The organism is Aeromicrobium sp. Leaf289, assembly GCF_001423335.1.
In the GTDB taxonomy this organism is placed as follows: Bacteria; Actinomycetota; Actinomycetes; order Propionibacteriales; family Nocardioidaceae; genus Aeromicrobium.
The window spans coordinates 890,483-904,774 of sequence record NZ_LMNK01000002.1 but is presented as its reverse complement, the minus strand read 5'-3'; the positions used below and the strand labels follow the sequence as shown (position 1 = coordinate 904,774).

The 14,292-nt window shown below is 72.1% G+C and carries 15 protein-coding genes; 5 read left to right on the top strand and 10 right to left on the bottom strand.

The annotated features are described in order from the left end of the window. Positions 1–50 precede the first annotated feature (50 nt). Both groL (ASF37_RS08350) and groES read right to left on the bottom strand, forming a co-directional pair. Entirely contained in the window at positions 51–1,655 is a 1,605-nt protein-coding gene (gene groL / locus ASF37_RS08350) for a chaperonin GroEL (protein WP_055963617.1), read from the bottom strand. Positions 1,656–1,862: 207 nt separating this feature from the next. Beyond that, complete coding sequence (groES, locus tag ASF37_RS08345) at positions 1,863–2,156, bottom strand: co-chaperone GroES (protein ID WP_055963614.1); 294 nt, start codon at positions 2,154–2,156, stop codon at positions 1,863–1,865. Between the two features lie 228 nt (positions 2,157–2,384). Between groES and ASF37_RS08340 the strand changes: the two genes are divergently transcribed. The 5 genes from ASF37_RS08340 to ASF37_RS08320 are packed head-to-tail and all read left to right on the top strand — an operon-like array spanning position 2,385 to position 6,637. Beyond that, positions 2,385–3,554: a methyltransferase domain-containing protein gene (locus ASF37_RS08340; RefSeq protein ID WP_056556199.1), complete on the top strand. Its 1,170-nt coding sequence runs from the start codon at positions 2,385–2,387 to the stop codon at positions 3,552–3,554. Between the two features lie 37 nt (positions 3,555–3,591). Then, positions 3,592–4,281: a LamB/YcsF family protein gene (locus ASF37_RS08335; RefSeq protein WP_056556202.1), complete on the top strand. Its 690-nt coding sequence runs from the start codon at positions 3,592–3,594 to the stop codon at positions 4,279–4,281. Further along, on the top strand, positions 4,278–4,886 hold the full coding sequence (locus ASF37_RS08330) for an allophanate hydrolase subunit 1 (protein WP_056556205.1): 609 nt from the start codon (positions 4,278–4,280) through the stop codon (positions 4,884–4,886). Before ASF37_RS08335 ends, ASF37_RS08330 begins: the two co-directional genes overlap by 4 nt. Continuing rightward, entirely contained in the window at positions 4,883–5,758 is an 876-nt protein-coding gene (locus ASF37_RS08325) for a biotin-dependent carboxyltransferase family protein (protein WP_055963600.1), read from the top strand. The genes ASF37_RS08330 and ASF37_RS08325 overlap by 4 nt, the downstream gene beginning before the upstream one ends. A 42-nt stretch (positions 5,759–5,800) precedes the next feature. Then, a complete protein-coding gene (locus ASF37_RS08320) occupies positions 5,801–6,637 on the top strand; it encodes a tryptophan 2,3-dioxygenase (RefSeq protein WP_056579844.1) in 837 nt (278 codons plus the stop codon). 103 nt (positions 6,638–6,740) lie between these two features. Here ASF37_RS08320 and ASF37_RS08315 read toward each other — a convergent pair whose 3' ends face one another. From ASF37_RS08315 to ASF37_RS08280, 8 genes are all read right to left on the bottom strand, one after another. Beyond that, positions 6,741–7,400 carry a methionine ABC transporter permease gene (locus ASF37_RS08315; RefSeq protein WP_055963593.1) on the bottom strand — a complete coding sequence of 220 codons (660 nt, stop codon included), beginning with the start codon at positions 7,398–7,400 and terminating at the stop codon, positions 6,741–6,743. Continuing rightward, a complete protein-coding gene (locus ASF37_RS08310; RefSeq protein ID WP_055963589.1) occupies positions 7,400–8,476 on the bottom strand; it encodes a methionine ABC transporter ATP-binding protein in 1,077 nt (358 codons plus the stop codon). The genes ASF37_RS08315 and ASF37_RS08310 overlap by 1 nt, the downstream gene beginning before the upstream one ends. A 73-nt stretch (positions 8,477–8,549) precedes the next feature. Beyond that, positions 8,550–9,491: a MetQ/NlpA family ABC transporter substrate-binding protein gene (locus ASF37_RS08305; protein ID WP_055963586.1), complete on the bottom strand. Its 942-nt coding sequence runs from the start codon at positions 9,489–9,491 to the stop codon at positions 8,550–8,552. A 155-nt stretch (positions 9,492–9,646) separates the two neighbouring features. Continuing rightward, the gene (locus tag ASF37_RS08300; RefSeq protein ID WP_156367956.1) at positions 9,647–10,387 is read right to left on the bottom strand and encodes a hypothetical protein; all 741 of its coding nucleotides are present in this window, start codon (positions 10,385–10,387) and stop codon (positions 9,647–9,649) included. A gap of 27 nt (positions 10,388–10,414) precedes the next feature. Beyond that, the gene (locus tag ASF37_RS08295) at positions 10,415–10,789 is read right to left on the bottom strand and encodes an MmcQ/YjbR family DNA-binding protein (protein WP_055966173.1); all 375 of its coding nucleotides are present in this window, start codon (positions 10,787–10,789) and stop codon (positions 10,415–10,417) included. A gap of 106 nt (positions 10,790–10,895) precedes the next feature. Then, positions 10,896–12,527, bottom strand: a complete 1,632-nt coding sequence (gene groL, locus ASF37_RS08290; protein WP_055963583.1) for a chaperonin GroEL — start codon at positions 12,525–12,527, stop codon at positions 10,896–10,898. Positions 12,528–12,728: 201 nt separating this feature from the next. Beyond that, positions 12,729–13,007: a hypothetical protein gene (locus ASF37_RS08285; RefSeq protein ID WP_055963579.1), complete on the bottom strand. Its 279-nt coding sequence runs from the start codon at positions 13,005–13,007 to the stop codon at positions 12,729–12,731. Between the two features lie 9 nt (positions 13,008–13,016). Beyond that, positions 13,017–14,279, bottom strand: coding sequence for a hypothetical protein (locus tag ASF37_RS08280; RefSeq protein WP_235493051.1), 1,263 nt, complete (start codon positions 14,277–14,279; stop codon positions 13,017–13,019). Positions 14,280–14,292 lie beyond the last annotated feature (13 nt).

The window sequence follows — 14,292 nt, the reverse complement described above, 5'->3', positions numbered from 1 at the left end:
CCCACCCCCCGAAGGGGCGGGCGCCGTCGACAGCGCGTCGGTGCGACGACTCAGTGGTTGTGCCCGGCGTGGGCGTCACCCTCGTCGTCGGCCGGCTTCTCGGCCACCAGGGTCTCGGTGGTGAGCAGCATGGCGGTGATGGACGCGGCGTTGGCCAGCGCGGAGCGCGTGACCTTGACCGGGTCGAGGATGCCCTGCGCGAGGAGGTCCCCGTAGGTGTCGGTGGCGGCGTTGTAGCCCTCACCGGACTCGCGGACCTTCGACACGACGACCTCGCCGGAGACGCCGCCGTTGCGGGCGATCCACTCCAGCGGGGCGTCGGCACCCTTGCGCACGATGCGCACGCCGACGGCCTCGTCGCCGCTGAGCCCGAGGTCGCCCTCGAGCACCGAGACGGCGTGGACGAGGGCGGAGCCGCCACCGGCGACGATGCCCTCCTCGATGGCCGCGCGGGTCGCCGAGACGGCGTCTTCGATGCGGTGCTTCTTCTCCTTGAGCTCGACCTCGGTGGCCGCGCCGACCTGGATCACGCACACGCCGCCGGCCAGCTTCGCGAGACGCTCCTGGAGCTTCTCGCGGTCCCAGTCGGAGTCGGTGAGCTCGATCTCGGCCTTGATCTGGTTGACCCGGCCCTCGACCTCGGCGGTCTCGCCGCCACCGTCGATGATCGTCGTGTCGTCCTTGGTGACGACGACGCGACGGGCGGTGCCGAGCACCTCGAGGCCGACCTGGTCGAGCTTGAGCCCGACGTCGGGCGTGACGACCGTGGCGCCGGTGAGCGTCGCGATGTCCTGCAGCATGGCCTTGCGGCGGTCACCGAAGGCGGGCGCCTTGACGGCGACCGAGGTGAACGTGCCGCGGATCTTGTTGACGACCAGCGTGCTGAGCGCCTCGCCCTCGACGTCCTCGGCGATGATGAACAGGCTCTTGCCCGCGCCGATGACCTTCTCCAGGAGCGGAAGCAGCTCGGCGACCGAGCTGATCTTGCCCTGGTTGACGAGCACGTAGGGGTCGTCGAGGACGGACTCCATGCGCTCGGTGTCGGTGACCATGTACGGCGAGAGGTAGCCCTTGTCGAACTGCATGCCCTCGGTGAAGTCGAGCTGCGTGCCGAGCGTGTTGGACTCCTCGACGGTGATGACGCCGTCCTTGCCGACCTTGTCGAACGCCTCGGCGATGAGCTCGCCGATGTGCGCGTCGCGCGAGGAGACGGTGGCGACGTCGGTCATGTCCTTGATGTCGTCGACGTCGCGGGCGATCTCGTGCAGCTTCTCGCTGACGGCCTTGACCGCGGCCTCGATGCCCTTCTTCAGGCCGACCGGGTTGGCGCCGGCGGCCACGGCGCGCAGGCCCTCGTGGACCATCGCCTGGGCGAGCACGGTGGCCGTGGTGGTGCCGTCACCGGCGACGTCGTTCGTCTTGGTGGCGACCTCCTTGGCCAGCTGGGCTCCGAGGTTCTCGAACGGGTCGTCGAGCTCGACCTCACGGGCGACGGTGACACCGTCGTTCGTGATCGTGGGGGCGCCCCACTTCTTGTCGAGCACGACGTAGCGGCCCTTGGGGCCGAGGGTGACCTTGACGGTGTTCGCGAGGGCGTCGACGCCCCGCTCGAGGGCGCGGCGTGCGTCCTCGTCGAACTCGAGGATCTTGGGCATGTGATGCCTTCCTACGCATGGATCAGATGGGGTGCCCGGCGAGTGCCGGGCAGAGTGCGCCGGGAGACCCGGCGGGTGACGTCAGGCGGTTCTGACGTGCGTGGCGCCCGACTGGCAAGGCGCCGTCGCGACGGCGACCTTGGAGCGGAGCGGTCGCCGAGCGACGAGCAACGCCGCCAGCCGGGATGCCACGTGCGTCAGAACGCGTCAGGAGACGACGGCGAGGACGTCGCGGGCGGAGAGGATGAGGAACTCCTCGCCCGAGTACTTGACCTCGGTTCCGCCGTACTTGCTGAAGATGACCTTGTCGCCGACGTTGACGTCGAGCGGGACGCGGTTGCCGGAGTCGTCGATGCGACCGGGGCCCACGGCCACGACCTCACCCTCCTGCGGCTTCTCCTGGGCGGTGTCCGGGATGACGAGTCCGGATGCGGTGGTCTGCTCGGCCTCGACGGCCTTGATGACGAGACGATCCTCGAGCGGCTTGATGGTGACCGACACTGGTCGACCTCCCCTTCAACGTTGGTGGAATGACGGATGGAACGTGATGGGTGTGCACGCCGTCGCGGGGGTCGTGCACGGTTGGCAGTCTCGGTACCCGAGTGCCAGTTCCGAATCTAGCACTCACCCCTACTGAGTGCTAAAGGGTGTTCGCCGTCGGCGGACGCACGATCGTCCGCCGACCTGCGAGGAGGGAGCGCCGTTCGTGGCGGCTGGTTGGATGGGCGCGTGGACCTGGCGACGTTCGAGCGGCTGCAGACCGACGAGGGACGGGCGCTGGTGGCCGAGGTGCACCAGCGGGCCGGGGTCGAGTCCGACCTCGCCCTGGGCACGCGGCTGCGCCGCGCCCACGACGTCGAGCTGGTGGCGGCGGCCGTCACGCAGAACCACCTGCGCGGGCTCGCGCGCACCAAGCTGGGCGACGACGCGGCGCGGATGTTCTTCACCCACGAGGCGCTGCAGCAGGCCACCCGTGGCTCGGTGGCCCGGCTGCGTGCCGAACGCCTCGCCGGCACGGGTGCCACGGCGGCACTCGACCTGGGCTGCGGCATCGGCTCGGACCTGCTCGCGCTCGCCCGCGCCGGCCTGCGGGTCCGGGGCGTGGAGCGCGACCCGGTGCGTGCCGCCATCGCCCGCGCCAACCTGGCCGCCCTCGACCTCGACGGCGAGGTGCTCTGCGCCGACGCCGCCGACGTTGACCCGACGGACGACGAGGTGGTGTTCCTCGACCCGGCCCGCCGCGACGACCGTGGCCGGGTGTTCGACCCCGAGGCGATGAGCCCGCCGTGGTCGGTCGTGGCGACACACCTGGCCGGTCGCGCGGTCGTGAAGACCCTCCCGGGCATCCCGCACGCGCTGGTCCCCACCGGCGTGGAGGCGCAGTGGGTCAGCGACGGCGGCGACCTGGTGGAGGCGTGCCTGTGGGGCGCCGGCCTCGACCTGACCGACCGCGCGCCGCGTCGCGCCACGGCCCTGCCCGGCGGTGACGACCTGGCCGGCGACGGCGCACCCGGCGACGTCGGCGAGCTGGGAGGCTGGCTGCACGAGCCGGACGACGCGGTGATCCGTGCCGGTCTCGTCGGAGGCCTGGCGGAGCGGATCGACGGCCAGCTGGTGGACCCGCGCATCGCATGGGTGACCACGGACGTCGACGTGCGCCACCCGCTCGCCCGCTCCTTCCGCGTGGTGCAGGAGCTGCCCTACCGCGAGAAGCAGCTCAAGGCGGCGCTCGTGGCGCTCGACGTCGGCACCCTGACGATCAAGAAGCGCGGCGTCGACGTCGTGCCCGAGCAGCTGGTCCGCCGCCTGCGGCTCAAGGGGTCCGTGCGCGCCACCGTGGTGCTGACCAGGGTGGACGACAAGGCCGTCGCCCTGCTCGTGGACCCGCTCCCCCGCTGAGCCGTCCGGCACCCCGCGCGGGTCCTAGGGTGGAGGCGTGCGGATCGACCTGAACGCCGACGTCGCGGAGTCGGCCGACGACCTGGCCCTGCTCGACGTCGTCACGAGCGCGAACGTGTGCTGCGGCGCCTACGCCGGCGGCGAGGAGCTCATGCTCGACGCGTGCGAGCGCGCGGTCGAGCGTGGCGTCGCGATCGGTGCGCAGGTGGGCTACCCCGATCGCGAGGGCTTCGGCCGACGCCCCCAGGAGCCGGCCACGGACGAGCTGGTCGACGAGCTGCGTGCCCAGATCGACCTGCTCGCCGAGGTGGCCGACGCCGTGGGTGGCCGCGTGGCCTACGTCAAGCCGCACGGCGCGCTGTACAACACCGTCGCGCACGACGAGCGGCAGGCGACGGCCGTGGTCGAGGCCGTGGGACCGTACGGGCTTCCGCTCCTCGGGCTGCCCGGGGCCGTCTCGCTGCGGCTCGCCGCCACCGAGGGGCTCCCGACCGTCGCCGAGGGCTTCGCCGATCGCGCGTACACCGCCGCCGGGACCCTCGTCCCGCGTGACCAGCCGGGCGCGGTGCTGGGCGACGTCGACGAGGTCGTGTCCCAGGCGCTGCGCCTCGCCGGCCAGGTCGACTCGCTGTGCGTGCACGGCGACTCCCCCGACGCGCTCGCCCTCGTCCGGGCCGTGCGCGCCGCCCTGGCGGAGGCCGGGCACGAGGTCGGACCGTTCGTGTGAGGGTGCTCGCGTGCGGGGAGGACGCCGTGCTCCTGGACTGCGACGACCTCGACGAGGCGCGCCGCCGCCACGCGGCACTGGTCGACCACCCCGACGTCGTGGAGGCCGTGCTGGGGGCGCGCACCGTGCTCCTGCGTGGTCGACCGTCGACGATGCGAGCGCTGGCCCGCAGCGTCCCTCCGGCGCCCACGGCGTCGACGTCCGGCGCGCGTGAGCACGTGGTCGACGTCGTCTACGACGGGCCCGACCTCGACGCCGTGGCCGAGGCGACTCAGATGAGCGTCGAGGCCGTGGTGGGCGCGCACACCGCAACACCCTGGACCGTCGCCTTCGGCGGGTTCGCCCCCGGCTTCGCCTACCTGGTCGACGGCGACCCGCGGCTCACGGTCCCCCGCAAGGACACGCCCCGGCCACGGGTTCCCGCCGGCGCCGTGGCCCTGGCCGGCGGGTTCAGCGGCGTCTACCCGCGGGAGTCGCCCGGTGGCTGGCAGCTGGTCGGACGCACCGACGTGGTGCTCTTCGACGTCGAGCGCTCCCCTGCGGCACTGCTCGCACCGGGCGACACCGTCCGCTTCCGCGCCGCCGGCCCCGGGGCCTCGCCGTGAGCCTGGTCGTCGTGCACCCCGGGCCCCTGACGCTCGTCCAGGACGACGGGCGACCGGGGCTGGCCGCGCAGGGGGTCGGCGCCGCGGGGGCCTTCGACCGGCGAGCCCTCCACCAGGCCCGGACCCTCGTGGGCGACGCGTCCGGCACCGCCGTCCTGGAGGTGCTCGGAGGCGGCCTCGAGCTGCGGGCCACGTCCGAGCACGTCGTCGCCGTGACGGGGGCGGTCGGGCCGGTGCTGGTCGACGGTGCTCCGGTCGAGCACGGTCGGGCCGTGCGCCTGGGCGCCGGGCGGCACCTCGCGGTCGCCGCGTTCGGCCACGGCCTGCGCGGCTACGTGGCGGTCGCCGGCGGCATCGACGTGCCTTCGACCCTGGGTTCGCGCAGCGCCGACACCCTCAGCCGGCTCGGACCACCGGCACTGACCTCCGGCGACGACATCGCCGTCGGGGAGACGCTCCAGGATCCGCCCGACGTCGCCCCCGTCCCGAGCCTGCTGACCCCCGGCACCACGACCGTCGAGGTGGTGCTCGGTCCGCGCGACGACTGGTTCACGCCCGACGCCCTGGCCGCGTTCCTCGGCACCGGCTGGGTCGTGTCCGAGCGGTCGGACCGCATCGGCGTCCGGCTGGACCACCCCGCTCCCGGTCGCACCGGCCTCGAGCGGGCCGTCGACGGAGAGCTGCCCAGCGAGCCGTGCGTGCGCGGCAGCGTGCAGGTGACGTCGGCCGGGCTCCCGGTCGTGCTCGGGCCCGACCACCCCGTCACCGGCGGCTACCCGGTCATCGGGGTGGTCACCGGCCGCGGCCTCGACCGCCTCGCGCAGGCTCGCCCGGGCGAGACCGTGCGCTTCCGCCGGCACACCCTGCCCTGACCGCGGCGCGGCCCGACCCGCGCCTGGGGCACCATCGAGGGCATGAGGCCCACCCACCGACCCGTCGAGGACGGCGTCGCCACCGACCTGGCGGGCGAGTCGACGTACGGCTCCTACCTGCGCCTGGACCTGCTGCTCGCCGCACAGCAGCCGGTCACCGACCACCACGACGAGATGCTCTTCGTCGTCCAGCACCAGGTGACCGAGCTGTGGCTCAAGCAGCTGGTGCACGAGCTGCGCTCGGCCATCGCGCTGATCGACGCCGACGAGCTCGCCCACGCGCTCAAGCGACTGGCCCGCGTCAAGGCCGTCCAGCGACAGATGTTCGAGCAGTGGGGCGTGCTCGAGACGCTGACCCCCGTGGAGTACCTGCAGTTCCGCGACGCGCTCGGCAAGGCGTCGGGGTTCCAGTCGGCGCAGTACCGGACGGTGGAGTTCCTGCTCGGCAACAAGACACCGGCGATGGTCAAGGTGTTCGAGCACGAGCCCGACACCCAGGCGCAGCTGGCCGCCGACCTCGCCGCGCCCAGCCTCTACGACGCCTTCCTGGGCCACCTGACCCGCCAGGGCCACGACGTGCCGCCCGCGGTCCTCGAGCGCGACCTCACGCAGCCCTACGAGCCGCACCCCGGCGTCGTGGAGGTGTTCCGCCGCGTCTACGCCGACCCCGAGCGCCACTGGGAGGTCTACGAGACGTGCGAGGAGCTCGTCGACGTCGAGGAGGGGTTCCACCTCTGGCGGTTCCGCCACCTCAAGACGGTGCAGCGGATCATCGGCCACAAGCGCGGCACCGGAGGCTCGAGCGGCACGTCCTTCCTGCAGCGCGCGCTCGAGCTGACGTTCTTCCCCGAGCTGCAGGACGTCCGCACCGCGCTCTGACCGCGGCCGCGCTCCCGGGCCAGCGCTCCCGTTTCGGACACGTCCGGGGCACTGTCCGGGGTGCAACTGCCCCGGAACTGTCCGAAACGGCGGTCGCCGGGCCCTACCGCCGCAGCACCTTCCGCGCCCAGGCGTTGCCGGCGAACTGCAGCACCTGCACGATGACGATGACCAGGAGGATCGCCGTCCACGTGACGTAGCCGTTGAACTGGCGCAGCCCGAAGGTGAGCGCCAGGTTCCCCAGACCGCCCGCGCCGATCACGCCGACCACGGCCGTCATGTCGACGATCGCCACGACGGCGAACGTGAAGCCGAGGATGAGCGGGCCGAACGCCTCGGGCAGCAGGACGGTGAGAACCACCCGCAGCCGGCTGGCCCCCATCGCGCGGGCCGCCTCGAGGACGCCCGGCTGGACGCTCACCAGGTTCTGCTCGACGATCCGCCCGATGCCGAACATCGACGCGACGACGATCGCGATGATCGCGAACTCGTTGCCGATGCCGCGGATGCCGACCTCGCGCACGAACGGCTGCAGCGCGATCGCGAGCAGGATGAACGGGATCGGGCGGAAGAAGTTCACCACCACGTTGAGCAGCGTGTTGGCCACCGCGTTCGGCCAGATGCCGCCCCGCCGGGTCACGTAGAGCGCCGTCCCGAGCACCAGCCCGAGCAGCCCACCGAGCAGCAGACCGGCCCCGGCGAGGTAGAGGGTCACGAAGAACTCGGAGACGAACTCCCCGCGCAGCTCCAGGACGCGATCCATCAGGCCACCTCCCCCGTCGAGCCGACGTCCGCGACGCGGGCCTCCGCCTCCGGCACGTCGGTCACGGTCACGAGCTCGCCGATGCGTCGCACGGCGTCCTCGACGGCGGCGTCGTCGCCGCGCAGCTCCAGCGTGAGGTGGCCGAACGCGCGACCCTGGACGTCCTCGATCCCACCGAAGACCAGCTCGAACTCGACGTCACGCCGCACCAGCTCGGCGAAGACCCGCGACTGGCTGACGCTCTCGTCGCGGAAGCTGACCGTCACGAGCCGCCCGTCGTGACGTTCCCGCAGGTGCGCGACGGCACGCGCGTCGGGGACGTCGTCGACGAGCGTCCGCACGAAGCGCTGCGTCGCTGGGTGCGACGGCTGGGCGAAGACGTCGAACGTCGATCCGGCCTCGACGACGCGGCCGCGCTCCATGACGACCACGCGGTCGGCGAGGCTCTTCACGACCTCCATCTCGTGGGTGATCACGAGGATGGTGACGCCCAGCTCGGCGTTCACCCGGCGCAGCAGCGCCACGACGTCGGCCGTGGTCTCGGGGTCGAGTGCGCTCGTGGCCTCGTCGGCCAGCAGGATCGCGGGGTCGGTGGCGAGGGCGCGGGCGATCGCCACGCGCTGCTTCTGCCCGCCGGAGAGCTGCTCGGGGTGCTGGTGCGCCTTCTCGCTCAGCCCCACGAAGTCGAGCAGCCGCTCGATCCGCGCGTGGCGCTCCGCCTGCGGCACGCCCGCGACCGCGAGCGGATAGGCCACGTTGCCGTAGACCGTGCGGGAGTGGAACAGGTTGAACTGCTGGAAGATCATGCCGATGCCGCGCCGAACCCCCTGCAGCTGCCGCTCCGACAGCGTCGTCACGTCGGTGCCGTCGACGCGGATCGTGCCGCTCGTGGCCGGCTCGAGCGCGTTGACCAGCCGGACCAGGGTCGACTTCCCGGCGCCGGAGTAGCCCACCACGCCGACGATCTCCCCGGCCTCGACGTGGAGGGTGACGTCGTCGACGGCGTGCACGGGCTCACCACCGCGACGGGTGGGCGGGTACGTCTTGCTGACACCCTCGATCTCGATCAGGGCCATGGTCTCCTCCTGGACGTCGGACGCGCAGGCCCGTGCCCGACGACCAGGTCGTGGTCGCCGGGCACGAGCGGCGTCAGGACTGGTTGGCCTTCGTCTCGGCCTCGGCCCGCTCGTACACGTCGACGAGCTCGGACCGCGGCGCCTTCACCAGCTGGGCGGTTCCGCCGGAGACCTGCTGGAGGCCGTCGGTCACGGCCTTGGTGTCCTGGAAGATCTCGACGAGGCGCTGGTAGGTGGGGTTGTCGGCGTCCTCGGCGCGGGCCACGAACACGTTGACGTAGGGCTCGGCCGTCGGGTCGGCGGCGTCGTCGGTCGCCAGGGCGTCGTCGAACGACAGGCCGGCCTTCTCCACGAAGTCGTTGTTGATGACCGCCGCGTCGAGGTCCTCCAGGCTGGTCGCGGTCACGTCGGCCGCGAGCGCCTCGACCTTCACCCGCGAGGCCCCGGTGTCGACGTCGGAGAGGTCGGTGAAGATCGACGGCTCGCCGTCGAGCTCGATCAGACCGTTCTTGGCGAGGATGCCGAGGGCGCGGGCCTGGTTGCTCACGTCGTCCGGGACGGCCACGGTGCCGCCGTCCGGGATGTCGCCGACGGCGTCGTGCTGCGAGGAGTACAGACCCAGCGGGTACACGGCGGTGGAGCCGACCGGGGTCAGGTCGGCGTCGTTGGCCAGGTTGTAGTCGGCCAGGTAGACCAGGTGCTGGAACTGGTTGAGGTCCAGCTCGCCCGCACTGACCGCAGGGTTCGGCTGCGTGTAGTCGGTGAAGTCGCGCAGCTCCACGTCGATGCCCTCCTCGGCGGCGGCGTCGACGAAGACCTCCCAGTACGGGTCGCTGGCACCGACGACGCCGATGGAGACCGTCTCGGCGTCCTCGCCGGCGGCGCTCGTCGCGTCGTCGCCGCGGGTCAGGAAGAACGCGACGAGGGCGATCACGACGACGGCCGCGACGGCCGCGCCCGCGACGAGCGGACCTCGCCGCTTCGGGGCCTCGATGGTGGTGGGCTGCTCAGACATGGCGGGGTCCTTCTCTCGGCGATCGGCCGACACGGGGGCAGGGGACGTCGTCCGGGTGAGGACGACCCCTGCACGCTACGAACTCCCGTCACGACACCGTGACCACGCCCAGCATGCGAGAACGGGCCGAGCAAGGGCCGCGGTAGTGGTACGACTCAGGCCCGGTCGTCGTAGGACCAGACCACGTCGTCGCGGACCACCCTCCCCGGCACCCCGGCGACCACGCTGTGGGCCGGGACCTTCTGACCACGCACCACCGACCGCATCGCCACGACGGCGCCGTCGCCGACGTCGGCGTGACCGGTCACCACGGCGTCCTTGCACAGCCACACGTGCCGGCCGAGGCGGATGTCGGCGCCGAACGGGTTGATCCGCTCGCCCGTGACGCGGTCCTCGAGCCGGTGCATGTCGTCCGTCGCGACGTACACGTCGGAGGCCCACAGCTGCTCGGGGCCGGCCACGATGCTCCCCCCGTTGCGGGCGTCGACCACGGCGCACCGCGTGGCGATGAGCGGGCCGTGCAGCACGATGCTGGACCCGCCGCCGCAGAACAGCTCGCCGGCGGTGATCTCGCAGCCGGCGTCGACGAACACGGTGGCCTCGTCGCCGCCGACGAGCAGGGTCGACACGGTGCGCAGGGCGGACCCGACGGCGATCACGACGTCGCGGACGGGGAACAGCGTCAGCTGGGCGAGGACCTTCTCCGGCAGGCAGGCGCCCTCGGCGAGGTAGAGGGCGTTGTCGCAGTCGTGCCACCACTGCGGGACACCCTCGGTCGCACGGTGCCAGGTGAGGGCGTCGATCGCGCCGGCCTCGGCCCCGGCCGCGCGCAGACGCTCTCGGTGGCCGGGGTCCATGCCCGGGCCCATCGCGTCCTGCGTCGGCGTCGTGGTCACCCGTGCATCCTGCCAGCCGCGCCGACCTCAGTGCGCGGGACGCTCGACCTGCGCTACGAGCTCCTGCGGGGCCTGCACGCAGTACGACTCCGTGAGCAGCTCGCGCAGCTCCGCCGGCTCGACGCCGGGACCGTCGTCGAGCACCAGCCCCACCACGTCGCCGCTGCGCCCGACGCGGAAGTAGGGGTGGCCGAGGTGCTCGAAGGCGGCCACCTCGTCCATCGGCGCCCGGAAGGTGACCCGCACGAGGCCGTCCTCACCCCCGAACACGTGGGCGACGTTGTGTCCTCGCACCACCCATCGGGTCCCCGTCCAGGCTCGCTCGCGGCGCGTCTCGGGCAGGTCGTCGAGGACGGCGGCCACCTGCGCCAGCAACGCCTCGGGTACCGGTGCACGTGCCACGCGGAGCAGCCTGCCACGCCCCGCCGACACGACCCGCCGCACGTGCGAGGGCCCCGACCACCTCGCGGTGGTCGGGGCCCTCGTCAGGGGTGGTGCGGGTGGGGGCTCAGAAGCCCATGCCGCCCATGTCGCCCATGTCCGGCGCGCCGCCACCGGCGGCAGCCGGCTCCGGCTTGTCGGCCACGACGGCCTCGGTGGTGAGGAACAGCGCCGCGATGGACGCGGCGTTCTGCAGCGCGGAGCGCGTGACCTTGGCCGGGTCGATGATGCCCGCGGCGATGAGGTCGACGTACTCGCCCGTGGCGGCGTTCAGGCCGTGACCGGCGTCGAGGCCGGCGACCTTCTCCGCCACGACGCCGCCCTCGAGGCCGGCGTTGATCGCGATCTGCTTCAGCGGGGCCGACGCGGCGGTGCGCACGATGTTGGCACCCGTGGCCTCGTCACCCTCGAGCTCGAGCTTCTCGAACGCGGCCTTGGTGGCCTGGACGAGCGCCACGCCGCCACCGGCGACGATGCCCTCCTCGACGGCCGCCTTGGCGTTGCGCACGGCGTCCTCGATGCGGTGCTTGCGCTCCTTGAGCTCGACCTCCGTGGCCGCGCCGACCTTGATGACGGCCACGCCGCCGGCCAGCTTCGCGAGGCGCTCCTGGAGCTTCTCGCGGTCGTAGTCGGAGTCGCTGTTCTCGATCTCGGCGCGGATCTGGTTGACCCGTCCGGCGATCTGGTCCTGCGAGCCGCCACCCTCGACGATCGTGGTCTCGTCCTTGGTCGTGACGACCTTGCGGGCCGTGCCGAGCAGCGAGATGTCGGCGTTCTCGAGCTTGAGGCCGACCTCCTCGCTGATGACCTCGCCACCGGTGAGGATGGCGATGTCGGCCAGCATGGCCTTGCGGCGGTCACCGAAGCCGGGGGCCTTGATGGCGACCGACTTGAAGGTGCCGCGCATCTTGTTGACGATCAGGGTGGCCAGGGCCTCGCCCTCGACGTCCTCGGCGATGATCGCGAGCGGCTTGCCCGACTGCATGACCTTCTCGAGCACCGGGACGAAGTCCTTGACCGAGCTGATCTTGCTGTTGACGATGAGGATGTAGGGGTCCTCGAGGACCGTCTCCATGCGCTCGGGGTCGGTGACGAAGTAGCCCGACAGGTGACCCTTGTCGAAGCGCATGCCCTCGGTGAGCTCGAGGTCGAGGCCGAACGTGTTCGACTCCTCGACCGTGATGACGCCCTCCTTGCCGACCTTGTCCATGGCCTCGGCGATGATCTCGCCGACCGTGGGGTCAGCGGCCGAGATGGACGCGGTGGAGGCGATCTGCTCCTTGGTCTCGACGTCCTTGGCCATGCCCAGCAGCTGGCTGCTGATGGCCTCGACGGCGGCCTCGATGCCCTTCTTCAGGCCCATCGGGTTGGCGCCGGCGGCCACGTTGCGCAGACCCTCGCGCACGAGCGCCTGGGCCAGCACGGTGGCCGTGGTGGTGCCGTCACCGGCGACGTCGTCGGTCTTCTTGGCGACCTCCTTGACGAGCTCGGCGCCGATCTTCTCGTAGGGGTCCTCGAGCTCGATCTCCTTGGCGATGGAGACACCGTCGTTGGTGATCGTGGGCGCGCCCCACTTCTTCTCGAGCACGACGTTGCGACCCTTGGGGCCGAGCGTCACCTTGACTGCGTCGGCAAGCTGGTTCATGCCGCGCTCGAGACCGCGACGGGCCTCTTCGTTGAACGCAATGGTCTTGGCCATGTGGAACTCTCCGGTTCGACGTGGTGGGTGTGACCGGTCGGTGCCCGCGACGGACGAGCCCTGCGCCGCGGCGAACCCTTCCCGCTGCGGCCGTGACCCTCACCGGGCCGGTCTGATGTCTAGCACTCTCACTATAGGAGTGCTAACCAACGACTGGCAATCGGGTCCCGAGAGTGCCAGTCCGCCCCGCGGGACGACCGGTCAGTCCTCGTCGCCGATGACGAGGCGGGGGAGGCGGTCGCGCCAGGGCCGGCCGCGGGTCTCACCGCGAGTGGGATCGACGGCGGCCACGGGGACCGGCACGGGCAGGACCGGAGCGACGGGGTCGCCGGCCTCGTGCTCCGCGGCCTCCGCCAGCCGGTCCTTGCGGGCGATCCACAGGACCGTCGCGACGATCACCACGACCGGGATGAACGCGGGGATGGCCAGCACGGCCACCGGGTGCGTCGTCAGCACCTCTCCCGCGACCGTCGGCTCCATCCGTCGAGCCTAGACCGAGAGGAGCAGGTAGATGCCGGTGAACGTGTAGCCGACCATGAGCACGAGCATGGCGAGCTGGCCGGTGAGCCGGTGCGCACGCGGCAGCAGCGCGAGTGCCCGGTCGTGCGCCGCGACGACGGCCACGACGTGCCCGGCCACCACGAACCCGACCTTGTAGACGGCCAGCACGTCCGGGTGCTCGGACAGGAAGTACGAGACCTCCAGCCCGTTGCCGACCCCCAGGAGCTGGAGCAGGTCGATCGCCGCGGCCTGGCCGCGCTCGAGCAGGTAGGTCAGGTAGTGGGCGAAGATGTAGCCCACGACGATCGGCACCAGCGAGTGCGCCATCAGTCCGGGCAGCGCCCGGCGCTCGTGTGGCGTGACCCCGCCCGTGGCCACCGACGCCGCGACGAACGCCACGCCGACCACGACGCAGAACAGCAGCAGCACCAGTGACGTCGTGAGCGTGGAGTGCGAGCCCGACTGCCACCGCTCGGACGCCGAGAAGCTGTCGAAGGCCGTGGACCCCAGCAGCACCGCGATCGCGGCCACCAGGCCGGGCGCGACGGGCAGCAGCGGCAGAGAGCGCAACGGGTCGTGCGGGTCGAACCTGCGGTCACGCACGAGCGGGGCGAGGCGAGCCACGAAGGCGCTGTAGACGTCGAACGGGTCGGCGCGGTCGAACCAGCGCGGGCCGAACAGCACACCGCCCAGCACCGTGACGACCACGTAGGTGGCCACCCAGGTGCGCACCGTGACGACGTCGCCGGCGTCGGGCGAGACCAGCTCGAGCCACACGAAGGCGAACAGCCCCACCGCCGCCGGCCAGTAGCCCCAGACGTCGCGGTAGGCCACGAAGCCCTCCGGACGACCGGTCGCGCGACCCACCAGCCACTGCAGCGACCGCCACGGCGACAGGTCCTTCCACACGTGCCCGGCGAGCAGCGCCAACGGCACCAGCCCCACCCACACGAGGATGTAGAAGGCGGCGATGCCCGGGTTCGTCGCGTCGTCGGGGCCGAGGAACAGGGCACCCAGGAACCAGGCGGCGAGCAGCGCGCCCAGCACCGCGAGCCACGGCCGCCGCGACGGCTCGTCGGGGACGACGTGCCCGGCCGGCGGCTGGAGGCGCGGCTCCTTCCACGCGAACGCCAGCACGGCGAAGGAGATGGTGAGCGCCCACGACGCACCGACGATCGCGTACAGGAACGGGATCGGCAGGTCCGTCGAGCCGCCGACGCCGTGCATCGGCAGCGGCAGCACGGCTCCCACGAACGGATCGAGC